The following is a 14,296-nucleotide window of genomic DNA, read 5'->3' as shown; positions in this document are numbered from 1 at the left end:
CACGGCCGGCAGGCCCGCGCCGGGGGCGGCGGGGCTGCCATTGTAGTCAATGCGGGCGGGCGCGCCGTGCGCCCGGGCTTCACAGTTGCCGCAGCAGGCGCTCGAAGGCCTGCGCGGAGGCCTCCACGTGGCGTTCCAGGCGGTGGCCGTCGTCGACCAGCAACAGCTGCGCCGAACGCGCCTGCGCCCAGGCGATCACCCCGGCGGCCGGGACCACGTCGTCATGCCAGGCCTGCACCACGGTGGTCGGCACGGCAGCGGCATCCAGCGCCGGCATCGGGCCCATGGTGGTCGGCGGCACCATCAGGAACAGGCCGGCCACCGGCACCTGCAGCGAGGCGATGGCGGAGATGTAGGCGCCCAGGCTGGAGCCGGCCAGCACCACCGGGCCCTGTTGGGCGGCGATGGCAGTGCGTTCCACCAGGCGCTGCAGCCGGGTGCGCACGTCGCCTACCCGGCTGACCTCGCTCATCGCGTCCAGGTCGGTGTAATCCGGGCGCTCATGGGTCCAGCCCAGGCGCTGCGCCACGTCGGCCAGCGCGGTGACCTTGGTCGCCTCCGGGCCGCTCTCGAAACCGTGGGACAGGATGCAGTGGCCGCGGCTCATGCGCGCGCTCCGTGGGAGCGGGTCGGCGAGGAAAGGGAAGGCAGGTTCATGCCGCAATGCTAGCATCGCCGGATGTCCAACCCGCTCCTGCCCGGCCTGCAGCTGCAGCCCCTGCCCTACGAAGACCGCCTGCCGCTGCGCGACCCGGCCACGCTGGAGATGGTGGTGATCCACTGCACCGAGCTGCCGGATCTGGCGATGGCCCGCGAGTACGGCGAGCGTGTGCTGTACGACAGTGGTGCCGGCAACAGCGGGCATTTCTACATCGACCGCGATGGCAGCGTGGTGCAGTACGTGGCGCCGGAACGGGTGGCCCACCACGTGCGCGGCATGAACGCACATACGCTGGGCATCGAACTGGTCAATACCGGGCGCTACCCGGACTGGTTGGACAGCCGCCACCAGGCGATGGACGAGCCGTACACCGAAGCACAGTTGCAGGCGCTGGAGCAGCTGCTGCAGGCGCTGGTGGTGCGCTATCCCTCGCTGCAGCGGATGGCCGGGCATGACCAGCTGGATCTGGAGCAGGTGCCGGCCAGCGATGACCCGACGCTGATGGTGGCGCGCAAGCGTGATCCGGGGCCGTTGTTCCCGTGGGCGCGGGTGCTGGCGAAGGTGCCACTGCAGCCGGTTGGGTGAGGGCTTGCAGGGCTGCGCCCTGCACCTGCAGAAGCAACGTCAACGTCAAGAGCTCGCATTCCGAGGGATGGCGGGGTGGGTCCGGTTGCGGGGGACGCCGTAAACCCGTCCCTGGGGGCTTGGCCGCGGCATCCATGCCGCAGACACCCCCGCAACCGGACCCACCTCGCCTTCGACAGATTTCTGCCGCTGTTGGTGGGTGCCGACCGTTGGTCGGCACGGAGTCGGATCGATCGAAGGGTGCCTTTGTAGAGTCGAGCCGCGCTCCATGACCTGCGGGCGCCGATGATTTGAACGCATCGCCATGCGCGTGGAGCCGGCCGCTCGGCTCTGGAGAGGCTCCGCGCTCGACTGCTTTTTGCTCGGATCGCTCAGGCGCCGGTTGCCACCGGGCGGCTGCTGTCGCTGACCCATCCGCTCCAGGAATCGGCATAGATGCGGGCGCCGGACAGGCCGGCCGCTTCCATCGCCAGCAGCAGGTGGCAGGCGGTCACGCCGGAGCCGCACATCAGCACCACCTGCTGCGGATCACGGTTGCCGATCACGCCCTGCAGTTCGGCGCGCAGCTCCTGTGCATCACGCAGGCGGCCGTCGGCGACGTTCAACGCAAACGGGCGGTTGACCGCGCCGGGTACGTGGCCGGCGACCGGGTCCAGCGGCTCGACTTCGCCGCGGAAGCGCTCGCCCGCGCGTGCGTCGACCAGCCAACCCGGCGCGTGCTTCAGGCGTGCGCTGATTTCATCGGCATTGGCAATCTGGGTGGTGTCGAAACGGCCCGGGTAAGCCGGCAGCGCGGTCACCTCACCCTGCCCCGTCGCCAAAGGATGTCCTGCGGCCTGCCACGCGGCGATGCCACCATCAAGCACGGCCACCTTGGTGTGCCCGATCAGGCGCAGCAGCCACCACAGGCGCGAGGCGGCCATGCTGCCGTCGCTGCCGTCGTAGACCACCACCTGGGTATCGGGGCCGATGCCCCACTGCCCCAGCCTTGCGGCAAAGGCATCGCTGTCCGGCAGCGGATGACGGCCGTGGCCGCTGCGGGTCAGGTCCGACAGGTCCCGATTGAGATCGGCATACACCGCGCCCGGAACATGCCCCGCCAGATACTGGCCGCTACCCGCCTGCGGGTCGGCCAGCGAGGACCGTGCATCGACCACGCGTACGGCGGTGCTGGCGGTGGCGCGCGCGTCGACCACGCGCACGCCCTCGCCCATCGCGGCGGCCAGGGTGGCGACATCGACCAGGGTGGTCCACGGCGGATCGATCGGCTTCATTGCACTTGCTCCAGGCGGCGACGCAGGTTGTAGAGAATGGCGGCGGTCGCGCCCCAGATACGCTGGCCGGGCCAGCCGTACTCAAGGACGTGGCGGATGCGGCCACGGTGATTGATTTCGACCTGGCGCAGGTTGTCTGCGGCCATCAGGTAATCCAGCGGCACCTCGAACACCTCGGCCACTTCGCTGGGCTGCGGCACCGGTACGAAGTCCGGATCGACCACGGCCACCACCGGCGTGACCCGGTAGCCGGTGATCGTCACAAAGGGATCGAGATAGCCCAGCGCCTGCACCTGGCCGGGCGCCAGTGCGATTTCTTCCTGGCTCTCGCGCAGCGCGGCCGCCAGTGCGTCGCGGTCATCGGGTTCGGTGCGCCCGCCGGGGAAGCCGACCTGGCCACCATGCTGGCGCAGGGTTTCGGTGCGACGGGTAAGGATGACCTGTGCGCCATTGGCGCGCGGCACGATGCCGGCCAGTACGGCGGCTTCCACAGGTGGCCCCGGCGGCAGCAGGTCACTCAGTTCGCTGCGGTTCCAGCCGTCGCCGGCCGGCGGCTCGGCCAGTGGATGCAGCGCGCGCATCAAGCGTTCGTGATCGGCCAGCGAGCCGCGCAGTGATTGCTGCAGCTGTTCACGCAGGGGTTGCACGCGATGCAGGATGCGGCTTCGCTCCTCGTTGCTCATCGACGACCACCGTGCGATTTCATCGATGTGCCGCCCGCAGCCGGTGCATTGCCGGTCCGGATCCAGCGTGCACACTCCGATGCAGGGACTTGCGACAACACGCGCCGTTTCTTCCATTGTTTGCACCCGGCAACAGTAGCGCGATCGGGCTGAATTTGCGCGGGGTGCAGATGCGGTGCGTGGCACCGTCGCGCTCCGCGCAAACAAAAACGCGCCGGTGGAATCACCGGCGCGTTTCGTTTACGGCTTCGATTTACTTGACGCTGACCAGCTTGATCTCGAACTGCACAGCCACGTTCGGCGGGAACGGGGTGCGCGGGTCGGCACCGTAGGCCTGGTCCGGCGGCAGGGTGACTTCCCACTTCGAGCCTGCCGGCATCTGCAGCAGGGTCTCGCGCATGGCCTTCATTTCGACTTCGCTGACCTTGATCGACGGAATCTGCTGGGCCGGACGGGCTTCGGTCGGGCGCTGGCCGTACGGGAACGGACCGGCCACTTCCAGCTGCACGGTGCTGGCCTGGGTCGGCTTGGCGCCCTTGCCGGCTTCGATCACGCGGTACTGGACGCCGCTCGGCAGGGACTGCACGCCGGCCTTGGCCTTGTTCGCCGCGATGAACTGATCGCTCTTGGTCTTGTTTTCGGCAGCAGCCTTTTCGTACTCGGCCTTGGCAGCCTGGGCACGGCCCTGCTCGCGCTTCTGGAACGCTTCAACGGCCGGCTTCAGCTGGTCGGCGGTGATCGCCGGCTGCTTCTTGGCGTAGGCGTCCTGCAGGCCCTTCACCACCGAGTTGATGTCCAGCTGCTCACCACGACCGGTCAGCTCCGCCAGGTTGTTGCCGTAGTCGTAACCGAAGTAGTAGCTCAGCTTGCCCTTTTCGGACGAGACGTCCTGGGCGAAGGCATTGCCCGTCAGGGCCAGGGCCGCGACGGCGACCGCGATAGAACGCAACTTCATCAAACAGTTCTCCAGGGGTGGTAACTCAGGGACGTTCTGCGCCGCCCTGAGGCGACGGGTTAGGATAACGGGCACAACGTGTAACCGCTACTCACGATGCAGGCTAAGACCCGTCTGCGTTGGCGGAGTTCAATCTCACTTTTTTTTTAACGTTTCAGGAGTTTTCCCGTGGCCGATGCCCTGATCGCTGTCGCCGACGACGGCGCCATCCGCACCGTGACCGTCCAGCGCCCGGACAAGCTCAACGCCTTGAATGCCGCGACCCTGCAGGCGCTGGCCGAGGCATTCAGCGCCGCCGCTGCCGACCCGGACGTGCGCGTGGTGGTGCTGACCGGTGCCGGTCCGAAGGCGTTCGTGGCCGGAGCCGACATCGCCGAGATGAACACACTCAGTGCGGTTCAGGGACGTGATTTCTCCCTGCTCGGCCAGGCCCTGATGCGCCAGATCGAGCGCATGCCCAAGCCGGTGATCGCGCGCGTGAACGGTTTTGCCTTGGGCGGCGGCCTGGAACTGGCGATGGCCTGCCACCTGCGCATCGCGGCCGATACGGCCAAGGTCGGCCAGCCGGAGATCAATCTCGGCCTGATTCCCGGCTTCGGCGGCAGCCAGCGCCTGCTGCGCCTGTGCGGCCGCGCCGCCACCCTGGAGCTGTGCCTGCTGGGTGCACCGATCAACGCCGCGCGTGCGCTGGAACTGGGCATCGTCAGCGAAGTGGTGCCGGCCGACGCGCTGGACAACCGTGTGCAGGACGTCGCCCGCCAGTTGGCACGCTCGGCGCCGCTGGCCCTGCGTGGCCTGCTTGATGCCGTGCACGTGGGTGGCGAATGCAGCCTGGAGGCAGGGCTGGAGTACGAAAGCGCGCAGTTCGGCCTGCTGTTCGCCACCGAGGACATGCGCGAAGGCACCAGCGCGTTCCTGCAGCGCCGTCCGCCGGCCTTCCAGAACCGCTGACGCCATGGCATCCCGACCCAACCCCGCGCAGCTGTTTGCCCGGGTCCAGGCAGACGATCTCGATGGCGCCCTGCAGGCCGGGCTGATGGACTATGTCGCCCGCGCCGACGACGCGCAGTTGCTGCCCGGTCACCCGGAACTCCCGCAGCGGTTGCAGCAGGCCCAGCGGCAGCTTCAGGCCGCCTGGGCGGCCCGCGAACGCTACCGCGCCCGCGCGGTGCGACTGGCCCGCCGCGAAGCCGAACGCGACGCGCGGCGCACGCCGCCCCGGCGCCGGACGTGAAGCCTACCCTGCCCGCCGCAGCGGCCGCCATCCTCGCCCGGGCCAAGGCCCGCGCCAGCGGCAAGGAGCAGTAATGGCCACCACGAAGAAGACTGCACGCGCCCCGGCGCGGCGTGGCGGCACGATGCCACGCGCCGACGTGGTGGAGATGTTCACCCGCCTGCGCGAACTCAACCCGCACCCCAAGACCGAGCTGGAATACAGCTCGCCGTTCGAGCTGCTGGTAGCGGTAGCGTTGTCGGCACAGGCCACCGATGTCGGCGTCAACAAGGCCACGCGCCGTTTGTTCCCGGTGGCCAACACGCCGGCGAAGATCCTCGCCCTGGGGGAAGACGGCCTGAAGCAGTACATCGCCACCATCGGCCTGTTCAACGCCAAGGCGAAGAACGTGATCGCCACCTGCGCGATCCTGCTGGAGAAGCACGGCGGTGAAGTGCCGCGCGATCGGGATGAACTGGAAGCGCTGCCGGGCGTGGGCCGCAAGACCGCCAACGTGGTGCTCAACACTGCATTCGGTGAGCCGGTGATGGCGGTGGACACGCACATCTTCCGCGTCTCCAACCGCACCGGTCTGGCACCAGGCAAGAACGTGCGCGACGTGGAAGACAAGCTGGTGAAGGTGATTCCGGCCGAGTTCCTGCTCGACGCGCATCACTGGCTGATCCTGCACGGGCGTTATGTGTGCAAGGCGCGCAAGCCGGATTGCCCGGGCTGCGTGATCGCCGACCTGTGCCGGTTCAAGGAAAAGACCACGGCGGAGGCGTGACCGCGTTCATGGTGTGACAGAACAAAGACGGCGGGCACAAGGCCCGCCGTCTTTGCTTGTAGACAAGGGTGCTTCAGGAGATCAGAACGACAGGTCGCCCCAGACGCCGAATTCCTTGGTCTTGTCGTTCTTCTTGTCGCCGGCGTTGGCCAGGTGCGTGTACTTGTACACGGTCGACAGCTTGAGGTTCTTCATGACCGGGAACTCGACGCCGACGTTCCAGTACTTGTCGCTCAGGGTCGGGTCCAAGGTCTTGCTGACGTCGGTGTCATCGTAACGACCGAACACGTTGATGCCGCCGTCGGTGACGCGCACGCTGCCCCACACCGACCAGCCGCTGGTCTTGTCGGTGGCAACGGTCAGCACGTTGTTGAGGTTCTTGGCCTGGAAGTACTCGCCACCGACGCGGAAGTTGCTGTCGGCGTAGGCCACCATCGCGTTGGCGCGGGTGTAGGTGTTCTCGGCGCTCTGGATGTCGGTTTCCTTGCCCAGCTTGCCGCTGTAGCCGCCGACGGCGACCACGAAGTTCTCGTTCGGGGTGTAGGCCACGCGGCCTTCCACGTCCATGCCCTTGCTGCGGGTCGGGTTCTTGTAGCCGGCGCCGGACACGACCGACACGGCGTAGTTGAAGTTGTTGCCCAGGTTGCCGAAGCCATGCAGGCCCCAGTCAGACGAGTTGCCGTACTTCAGGCGGTCGGTCAGGGTGTTCTCGACATAGCGCATGCCGTAGAACTTCTCGACGTACGGGATCCACGGCATGTCGGCGGCACCGACGCGCAGGTTGAAGGCCGGGTCGAAGCTGCCCTGCACGTAGGCCTTCTTGACGAACAGTTCGGTGTTGCCGATGGCCGAGCTGTACTGGAAGTCGGTGGTCAGGTTGGCCGACCAGATGTCGTTGAACTTGTGGTCCACGGTCAGGTAGAAGCGCTTGACGTCCAGACCGGTGCCGCTGGCGGCGGTGTCCTTGCCGTTGCTGGTCTTGTCGATGTTGGTCAGGTCGAAGAACATGCGACCGCCAATCTTGTTGTCATTGACCAGCTTGGCCAGCTTGTCGACGCTGGTCTGGGTCTTCTGCGCACCTTCCAGGGCCTGGGCCTGGGTGATGTTCACTTCGGACTGCGCGTCGGACTGCGCCTGCAGCGCCTGCGAATCGTTCTGCAACTGCTGGACCTGGGCCTGCAGCGCAGCGATCTGTGCCTGCAGCTGCTGCAGCTGTGCCTGGGATACGCCCGAGCTGGCGGGAGCTGCGAAGGCGTCGGCGGAAACCAGACCGAGGCTTGCAACGACCGCGGCGGCGAGCAAATGGGAACGCATTTTGGATTTCTCCAGAGGGTTGGAATGGCTTGGGCAGAACGCCACGCCGGCAGGCCGGTCAAGCGTTTTGCGAACGTTCCGTTAAAACCATGACAGCCGAATGACAGATTGAGCACCAACCACAGATTTCTTCGTGCGGTCATGCGTACGACTCATTTGTGGCCACATGCGTGTCGATGCCTTGTGGCACAGGGCGTCACGTATCAGCGTCCCGGCCCGGGCCGATCGCCGCGCAGCCCTGACCTGCATCGATGGTTTCGTGTGGATGACGCGGCATCACTGCGGAATGCCGGGCCGGGACGGCATGACGACCACAGCGGACAGGTCATCAGCGACATATAGAACGTGATCGCAACCGGCTTACGTCCGTGTCCGGCGCATTGGTCATCACGTTGCCCGCGGTACGCAGAACCTTCACGCCCCTGCTGTACGGGCACCGGGCAGCGCTGTAACGGCTGCGTCATACAACGGTCCCTGCGTTGTCATCGAACCGTTATGGAATGTGCGCCGGGCGGGTAACCCCGCATCCCAATCAACCCAGGAGCCACCCCGTGATCCACGCCTTCAAGTCGCGCGTTGCCGTTGCCGTCTTCGCAGCGTCGTCCGTGTTCGCCGCCAACGCCGCTGAAATCACCGGCGCGGGCGCCTCGTTCATCTACCCGGTGATGTCGAAGTGGTCGGCCGACTACAACGCCGCCACCAGCAACAAGGTCAACTACCAGTCGATCGGTTCCGGCGGCGGCATTGCGCAGATCAAGGCCAAGACCGTTGATTTCGGCTCGTCCGACGCCCCGCTGAAGCCGGAAGAACTGGCGGCTTCGGGCCTGGCGCAGTTCCCCTCGGTGATCGGCGGCGTGGTGCCGGTGGTCAACGTGGCCGGCATCGCCCCGGGCGCGCTGAAGCTGGACGGCACCGTGCTGGCCAACATCTTCTTGGGCAAGATCAAGACCTGGAACGACCCGGCCATCGCCGCGCTGAACCCGGGCGTGACGCTGCCGAGCGCCAAGATCACCGTCGTGCACCGTTCGGACGGCTCGGGCACCACCTTCAACTTCGTCAACTACCTGTCCAAGGTCAGCCCGGAGTGGAAGAGCTCGGTCGGTGAAGGCACCTCGGTCCAGTGGCCGGCCGGCATCGGCGGCAAGGGCAACGAAGGCGTTGCTGCCTACGTGAAGCAGATCAAGGGCGGCATCGGCTACGTCGAACTGTCCTATGCGCTGCAGAACAAGCTGTCGTACACCTCGATGAAGAATGCCGCCGGACGCTTCGTGCAGCCGAGCGACACCTCGTTCGCCGCCGCCGCTGCCAGCGCTGACTGGGCCAGCGCCAAGGACTTCTACCTGGTGATGACCAACGCCCCGGGCGCCGAGTCCTGGCCGATCACCGCCACCAACTTCATCCTGGTGCACAAGAAGCCGAAGAACGCTGCCAACGGCAAGGCCACCCAGGAGTTCTTCCGTTGGGTCTACAAGAGCGGCGACGCCCAGGCCCGCCAGCTGGACTACGTGCCGCTGCCGGACAGCCTGGTCCGCCAGATCGAGACCTACTGGTCGCAGAACCTGAAGTAAGCGTTCCCCCGCAGGAACGGGATCGGCGGGTCCTCTCTCCCCCGCCGATCCCACCCGGGCGCGAGATCCTCGAGATCTCGCGCTCTTCTTGTTTTTTGGGGTTGGTCGTGAAGAGCGTTGCGCCTGCGCTGATCCATGGGGGAGTCGGTGGGCCAGGGCGTGCAGGACACGCCGTAAACCCGTCCCTGGGGCTCGTCCACGGCATCCATGCCGTGGACGGTCCTGCACGCCCTGGCCCACCGCCTCTGGACAGTTCATCGCGGGCGCTGTGGGGTCATGGAAGGCAGGAGCAGAGGCAGGAGCGTTTGTAGAGCCGAGCCCATGCTCGGCTGGGTGCTGGAGCGTGCGGACCAACGGTCCGCACCTACCGGGGCAGGGAGCAGTCGAGCATGGCTCGACTCTACAAGGGCCAACCGGCCGTCATATCGGTGCGCAGATCGGGGGTTTCCGGGCACCTGCCGGATTGGTGCCAACCCTGTGAAACCCTTGTCAGAACGTGATCCAGGGCACCTCTGTCATGGTCGTAATACGGCTGTAACAAAAACATCATTTCATAGCCGCATCCGCCGACGCCGTCGGCTCTACCCCGCTATGGAGTGACCATGAAACTGCACTCGGCCGGCCTTGCCGCCCTTTCCCTGGCCATCGCCCTGGGCCTGTCGGCCTGCGGTGGCGACAAGCAGGCAGCGCAGCAGCCGGCTGCCGACGGTGCCGCCGCTCCGGCCGCTGCCGGTGCCAAGGTGACCGCCGAAGTGTCCGGTGCCGGCGCTTCCTTCATCTTCCCGCTGGTCTCCAAGTGGTCGGCTGACTACAACGCCAGCACTGGCGCCAAGATCAACTACCAGTCGATCGGCTCGGGCGGCGGTATCGCCCAGATCAAGGCCGGCACCGTCGACTTCGGTTCCTCCGACAAGCCGCTGAGCAGCGAAGAGCTGGCCCAGGCCGGCCTGGCCCAGTTCCCGTCCGCCATCGGCGGCGTGGTCCCGGTGGTCAACATCGAAGGCCTGGAAGCCGGCAAGCTGCGCCTGAGCGGCGCCCTGCTGGCCGACATCTTCCTGGGCAAGGTCAAGACCTGGAACGACCCGGCCATCGTCGCCGCCAACCCGGGCGTGAAGCTGCCGGAAGGCAAGATCACCCTGGTTCACCGTTCGGACGGTTCAGGCACCACCTTCAACTTCTCCAACTACCTGTCCAAGGTCAGCCCGGAGTGGAAGAGCAAGGTCGGCGAAGGCACCTCGGTGCAGTGGCCGGACGGTGTTGGTGGCAAGGGCAACGAAGGCGTTGCTTCCTACGTGAAGCAGATCAAGGGCTCCATCGGCTACGTCGAACTGGCCTACGCGCTGCAGAACGGCATGCCGTACACCGCCATGCAGAACGCGGCCGGCAACTGGGTCGAGCCGAGCGCGGAAACCTTCGCCGCCGCGGCCGCCAGCGCCGACTGGGCCAGCGCCAAGGACTTCAACCTGGTCATCACCAACGCCCCGGGCGAGCAGGCGTGGCCGATCACCGCCACCAACTTCATGCTGATGCAGAAGCAGCCGAAGGACGCCAAGCGCAACCAGGACACCCTGGCCTTCTTCAAGTGGGCCTTCGAAAACGGCCAGGCCCAGGCCAACGAGCTGCACTACGTGCCGCTGCCGGCCGAACTGGTCAAGCAGATCGAGGCCTACTGGGCGACCGACCTGAAGTGATGGACACGACGGTGCCCGCCCCGCGCGGGCACCGCCTCTTCCACGCCGTGCCGCCCCGCCCCTTCCTGGCCCTGCCGTCCCCATGAATGCCATCGCCCAGCCTGTAGCAGCCCCGTCCACGCGTGATACGCGTGATGCCCGCAACGACAAACTGTTCCGATGGGTGCTGGTCGGCACCGTCATCTTCGTCCTGATCGCCCTGGCCTGCGCCGCGCTGTCGATGCTGTGGGGCGGCCGTCACGCCCTGCAGATGCAGGGCCTGAGCTTCTTCTTCTCCGCCGACTGGAATCCGGTCGAAAACAAGTTCGGCGCCCTCGCCCCGATCTACGGCACCCTGGTCACCGCGCTCATCGCGATGGTCATCGCCGTGCCGGTCAGCTTCGGCATCGCCTTCTTCCTCACCGAAGTCGCGCCGCGCTGGCTGCGTGGCCCGGTCGGTACCGCCATCGAACTGCTGGCCGGCATTCCCTCGATCATCTACGGCATGTGGGGCCTGTTCGTGCTGGTACCGGTGATGACCGAGTACGTCACCCCGTTCCTCAACGAGACCTTGGGCGAATGGCCGATCATCGGCCCGATGTTCCAGGGCCCGCCGCTCGGCATCGGCATGCTCACCGCCGGTTTCGTGCTGGCCATCATGGTCATTCCGTTCATCTCCTCGGTGATGCGCGAAGTGTTCCTGACCGTGCCGACCCGCCTGAAGGAATCGGCCTACGCGCTGGGCTCCACCAAGTGGGAAGTGAGCTGGGACATCGTCCTGCCCTACACCCGCTCGGCGGTGATCGGCGGCATCTTCCTCGGCCTCGGCCGCGCCCTGGGCGAAACGATGGCGGTGGCCTTCGTGATCGGCAACAGCGTGCGCCTGTCGCCGTCGCTGCTGGAACCGGGCACCACCATCGCCGCGCTGATCGCCAACGATTTCGGCGAAGCCACTGAAACCTACCGCTCGGCGCTGCTGCTGCTCGGCTTCGTCCTCTTCATCGTCACCTTCGTGGTGCTGGCCATCGCCCGCCTGATGCTGATGCGCCTGTCCCGCAAGGAGGGCAACTGATGTCCACCACCGCTGATTCGCTGTACCTTCGCCGCCGCATCGGCAACGTCGTTGCGATCACCGCTTCCTGCGCCACCGCGCTGTTCGGCCTGTTCTTCCTGGGCTGGATCCTGTTCACCCTGGCCTCGAAAGGCCTGGCCGGCATCAACTGGGATCTGTTCACCAAGATGACGCCGCCGCCGATGCAGGAAGGCGGCCTTGCCAACGCCTTCTTCGGCAGTGCAGTGATGTGTGCGCTGGCGATCGGCATCGGCACGCCGCTGGGCGTGCTGGCCGGTACCTGGCTGGCCGAGTATGGCAACGCCCGCAAGGTCGGCACCGTGGTCCGCTTCGTCAACGACATCCTGCTGTCGGCCCCGTCCATCGTGCTCGGCCTGTTCGTCTACACCCTGTACGTGATGCAGACCGGCGGCAACTTCTCGGCGTTCGCCGGTGCCCTGTCGCTGGCCTTCATCGTGCTGCCGGTGGTGGTGCGCACCACCGACGAGATGCTGCGGCTGGTGCCCTCGCAGATGCGCGAAGCGGCCCTGTCGCTGGGTATCCCGCAGTGGAAGGTGATCGTGCAGGTGCTGTACCGCAGTGCCTCGGCCGGCATCATCACCGGCATCCTGCTGGCGCTGGCCCGCATTTCCGGCGAGACCGCGCCGCTGCTGTTCACCGCCTTCGGCAACCAGTACTGGAACAACAACATCTTCCAGCCGATGGCCTCAGTGCCGGTGGTGATGAACCAGTTCGCCGGCAGCCCGTATGAATCCTGGCAGGTCCTGGCCTGGGCCGGTGCCCTGGTGCTGACTGTCTTCGTGTTGCTGGTCAGCCTTGCCGCCCGCGGCATCCTGCTGCGCAACCGTATCTCCCATGACTGACCTTTCCGTGGATAACGCCATGAACGACCTTTCCAACGCCGTGCCGATGCAGCGCATCGCCGTGCCGTCCTCGCACGAGAGCCTGCACACGCCGTCGCCGGTGAAGCTGGCTGCGCGTGGACTGGACTTCTACTACGACAAGTTCCACGCCCTGAAGGGCATCAACCTGGAGATTCCGGAAAAGCGCGTGACCGCGCTGATCGGTCCCTCCGGTTGCGGCAAATCGACCCTGCTGCGCATCTTCAACCGCATCTACGCGCTGTACCCGAAGCTGGAAGCGCGCGGTGAAGTGCTGCTGGACGGCGAGAACATCCTGTCGCCGAAGTACCCGATGAACCGCCTGCGCAGCAAGGTCGGCATGGTGTTCCAGAAGCCGGTGCCGTTCCCGATGACCATCTTCGAGAACGTCGCCTACGGCATCCGCCACCACGAGAAGCTGAGCAAGGCCGACATGGCCGACCGCGTCGAGCAGGCGCTGCGCCAGGGCGCGCTGTGGGACGAAGTGAAGGACAAGCTGGGGCAGAGCGCGCTGGGCCTGTCGGGTGGCCAGCAGCAGCGACTGTGCATCGCCCGTGCCGTGGCGCTGCGCCCGTCGGTGCTGCTGCTGGACGAGCCGACCTCGGCGCTGGACCCGATTTCGACCAGCCGCATCGAGCAGCTGGTGGAAGAGCTCAAGCACGAGTACACCATCGTCATCGTTACCCACAACATGCAGCAGGCCGCGCGCGTGTCCGACTACACCGCCTTCATGTACCTGGGCGACCTGATCGAGCATGACCGCACCGAAGTGATCTTCTCGCAGCCGTCGCAGCGGCAGACCGAAGACTACATCACCGGTCGCTTCGGCTGAAACGCCAGTCGAGCGTGGCTCGGCTCTACAGACAACGCCAGTCGAGCATGGCTCGACTCTACAGAGTGGAACAACCATGAACCTTCCCAACGACCACATCGTCAAGAGCTACGACGAAGAGCAGCAGCGCCTGGTGGCCGAAATCGTGCGCATGGGCGAGATGGCCGTCGCCCAGCTCGAAGCGGCGATGGACGTGATCGAGAAGCGCGACGAGAACGCTGCCCATCGTATCATCGCCAACGACGAAGCGATCGATGCGCTTGAGCAGCAGATCAGCCACGACGTGATGCGCCTGGCGCTGCGTGGCCCGATGGCGCGCGACCTGCGCGAGATCCTGGCGGGCCTGCGCATCCCGGCCGACATCGAACGCATCGGCGACTATGCGGCGAACGTGGCCAAGCGTTCGATCGCGCTAGGCAAGGTGCCGCCACTTCCGCAGATCCAGGGCCTGCGTGCGCTGGGCCGCCTGGCCGCGCAGCAGGTGCGCCGCGCCATTGCCGCCTACCGCGACAACGACGCCGATGCCGCGCTGGAACTGCGCGAGGACGATGCCCGCCTGGACGCGCAGTACACCGCGCTGTTCCGTGAGCTGCTGACCTACATGATGGAAGACCCGCGCAACATCACCCCGTGCACGCACCTGCTGTTCATGGCCAAGAACCTGGAGCGCGTGGGCGACCACGCCACAAACATCGCCGAGAACGTCTGGTTCCTGGTGCACGGCGAGCAGCCGCTGCCGCCGCGCGAGAAGCGCGACGAGACCTCCAGCACCGGGCAGATCTGACGCTGCACTGCAACACC

The 14,296-nt window shown here is 66.4% G+C and carries 14 protein-coding genes and 1 pseudogene; 10 read left to right on the top strand and 5 right to left on the bottom strand.

Translation table 11 applies throughout. From position 1 onward, the window contains the following. Positions 1-79 precede the first annotated feature (79 nt). On the bottom strand, positions 80-607 hold the full coding sequence (locus FQS62_RS07525) for an alpha/beta hydrolase (RefSeq protein ID WP_049446415.1): 528 nt from the start codon (positions 605-607) through the stop codon (positions 80-82). A gap of 72 nt (positions 608-679) precedes the next feature. On the opposite strand from FQS62_RS07525, the gene FQS62_RS07520 reads away from it, so the two are divergent. After that, complete coding sequence (locus tag FQS62_RS07520) at positions 680-1,246, top strand: N-acetylmuramoyl-L-alanine amidase (protein ID WP_049446413.1); 567 nt, start codon at positions 680-682, stop codon at positions 1,244-1,246. Between the two features lie 371 nt (positions 1,247-1,617). On the opposite strand, the gene FQS62_RS07515 is transcribed toward FQS62_RS07520, so the two are convergent. The 3 genes from FQS62_RS07515 to FQS62_RS07505 all read right to left on the bottom strand — a co-directional run bounded on the left by FQS62_RS07515 (position 1,618) and on the right by FQS62_RS07505 (position 4,158). Further along, positions 1,618-2,520 carry a sulfurtransferase gene (locus tag FQS62_RS07515; protein ID WP_208043780.1) on the bottom strand — a complete coding sequence of 301 codons (903 nt, stop codon included), beginning with the start codon at positions 2,518-2,520 and terminating at the stop codon, positions 1,618-1,620. Further along, the gene (locus FQS62_RS07510) at positions 2,517-3,320 is read right to left on the bottom strand and encodes a CoA pyrophosphatase (RefSeq protein WP_134958521.1); all 804 of its coding nucleotides are present in this window, start codon (positions 3,318-3,320) and stop codon (positions 2,517-2,519) included. Before FQS62_RS07510 ends, FQS62_RS07515 begins: the two co-directional genes overlap by 4 nt. Positions 3,321-3,456: 136 nt before the next feature. Beyond that, complete coding sequence (locus tag FQS62_RS07505; protein ID WP_032127896.1) at positions 3,457-4,158, bottom strand: FKBP-type peptidyl-prolyl cis-trans isomerase; 702 nt, start codon at positions 4,156-4,158, stop codon at positions 3,457-3,459. 168 nt (positions 4,159-4,326) lie between these two features. Between FQS62_RS07505 and FQS62_RS07500 the strand changes: the two genes are divergently transcribed. The 3 genes and pseudogenes from FQS62_RS07500 to nth all read left to right on the top strand — a co-directional run bounded on the left by FQS62_RS07500 (position 4,327) and on the right by nth (position 6,158). After that, positions 4,327-5,109 (top strand): enoyl-CoA hydratase/isomerase family protein, encoded by a 783-nt coding sequence (locus tag FQS62_RS07500; RefSeq protein WP_154348745.1) that lies wholly within the window; start codon positions 4,327-4,329, stop codon positions 5,107-5,109. 4 nt (positions 5,110-5,113) lie between these two features. After that, positions 5,114-5,466, top strand: a pseudogene (locus FQS62_RS07495) (hypothetical protein). Next, entirely contained in the window at positions 5,466-6,158 is a 693-nt protein-coding gene (nth, locus tag FQS62_RS07490) for an endonuclease III (protein ID WP_057499821.1), read from the top strand. The pseudogene FQS62_RS07495 and the gene nth overlap by 1 nt, the downstream one beginning before the upstream one ends. Positions 6,159-6,239: 81 nt before the next feature. Here the strand turns inward: nth and FQS62_RS07485 are convergent, their stop codons facing one another. Further along, on the bottom strand, positions 6,240-7,472 hold the full coding sequence (locus tag FQS62_RS07485) for a porin (protein ID WP_014036551.1): 1,233 nt from the start codon (positions 7,470-7,472) through the stop codon (positions 6,240-6,242). Between the two features lie 551 nt (positions 7,473-8,023). On the opposite strand from FQS62_RS07485, the gene pstS (FQS62_RS07480) reads away from it, so the two are divergent. The 6 genes from pstS (FQS62_RS07480) (at position 8,024) to phoU (ending at position 14,279) form a co-directional block, all read left to right on the top strand. Next, on the top strand, positions 8,024-9,040 hold the full coding sequence (gene pstS, locus FQS62_RS07480) for a phosphate ABC transporter substrate-binding protein PstS (protein WP_208043942.1): 1,017 nt from the start codon (positions 8,024-8,026) through the stop codon (positions 9,038-9,040). Between the two features lie 602 nt (positions 9,041-9,642). Next, entirely contained in the window at positions 9,643-10,731 is a 1,089-nt protein-coding gene (gene pstS / locus FQS62_RS07475) for a phosphate ABC transporter substrate-binding protein PstS (RefSeq protein WP_057501775.1), read from the top strand. An 82-nt stretch (positions 10,732-10,813) separates the two neighbouring features. Further along, positions 10,814-11,782: a phosphate ABC transporter permease subunit PstC gene (pstC, locus tag FQS62_RS07470; protein WP_049444211.1), complete on the top strand. Its 969-nt coding sequence runs from the start codon at positions 10,814-10,816 to the stop codon at positions 11,780-11,782. Further along, a complete protein-coding gene (gene pstA / locus FQS62_RS07465) occupies positions 11,782-12,645 on the top strand; it encodes a phosphate ABC transporter permease PstA (RefSeq protein ID WP_208043782.1) in 864 nt (287 codons plus the stop codon). Before pstC ends, pstA begins: the two co-directional genes overlap by 1 nt. A 19-nt stretch (positions 12,646-12,664) precedes the next feature. Then, on the top strand, positions 12,665-13,495 hold the full coding sequence (gene pstB / locus FQS62_RS07460; protein WP_005408788.1) for a phosphate ABC transporter ATP-binding protein PstB: 831 nt from the start codon (positions 12,665-12,667) through the stop codon (positions 13,493-13,495). 76 nt (positions 13,496-13,571) lie between these two features. Next, the gene (gene phoU / locus FQS62_RS07455) at positions 13,572-14,279 is read left to right on the top strand and encodes a phosphate signaling complex protein PhoU (RefSeq protein WP_049444209.1); all 708 of its coding nucleotides are present in this window, start codon (positions 13,572-13,574) and stop codon (positions 14,277-14,279) included. The last annotated feature ends 17 nt before the right edge of the window (positions 14,280-14,296 follow it).

Origin of the sequence: Stenotrophomonas sp. SBJS02 (assembly GCF_020428325.2) — a bacterium.
Classification (GTDB): Bacteria; Pseudomonadota; Gammaproteobacteria; order Xanthomonadales; family Xanthomonadaceae; genus Stenotrophomonas; species Stenotrophomonas africana.
Note: the sequence above shows the minus strand (reverse complement) of the source record. Positions and strands in the feature narration are given on the sequence as shown.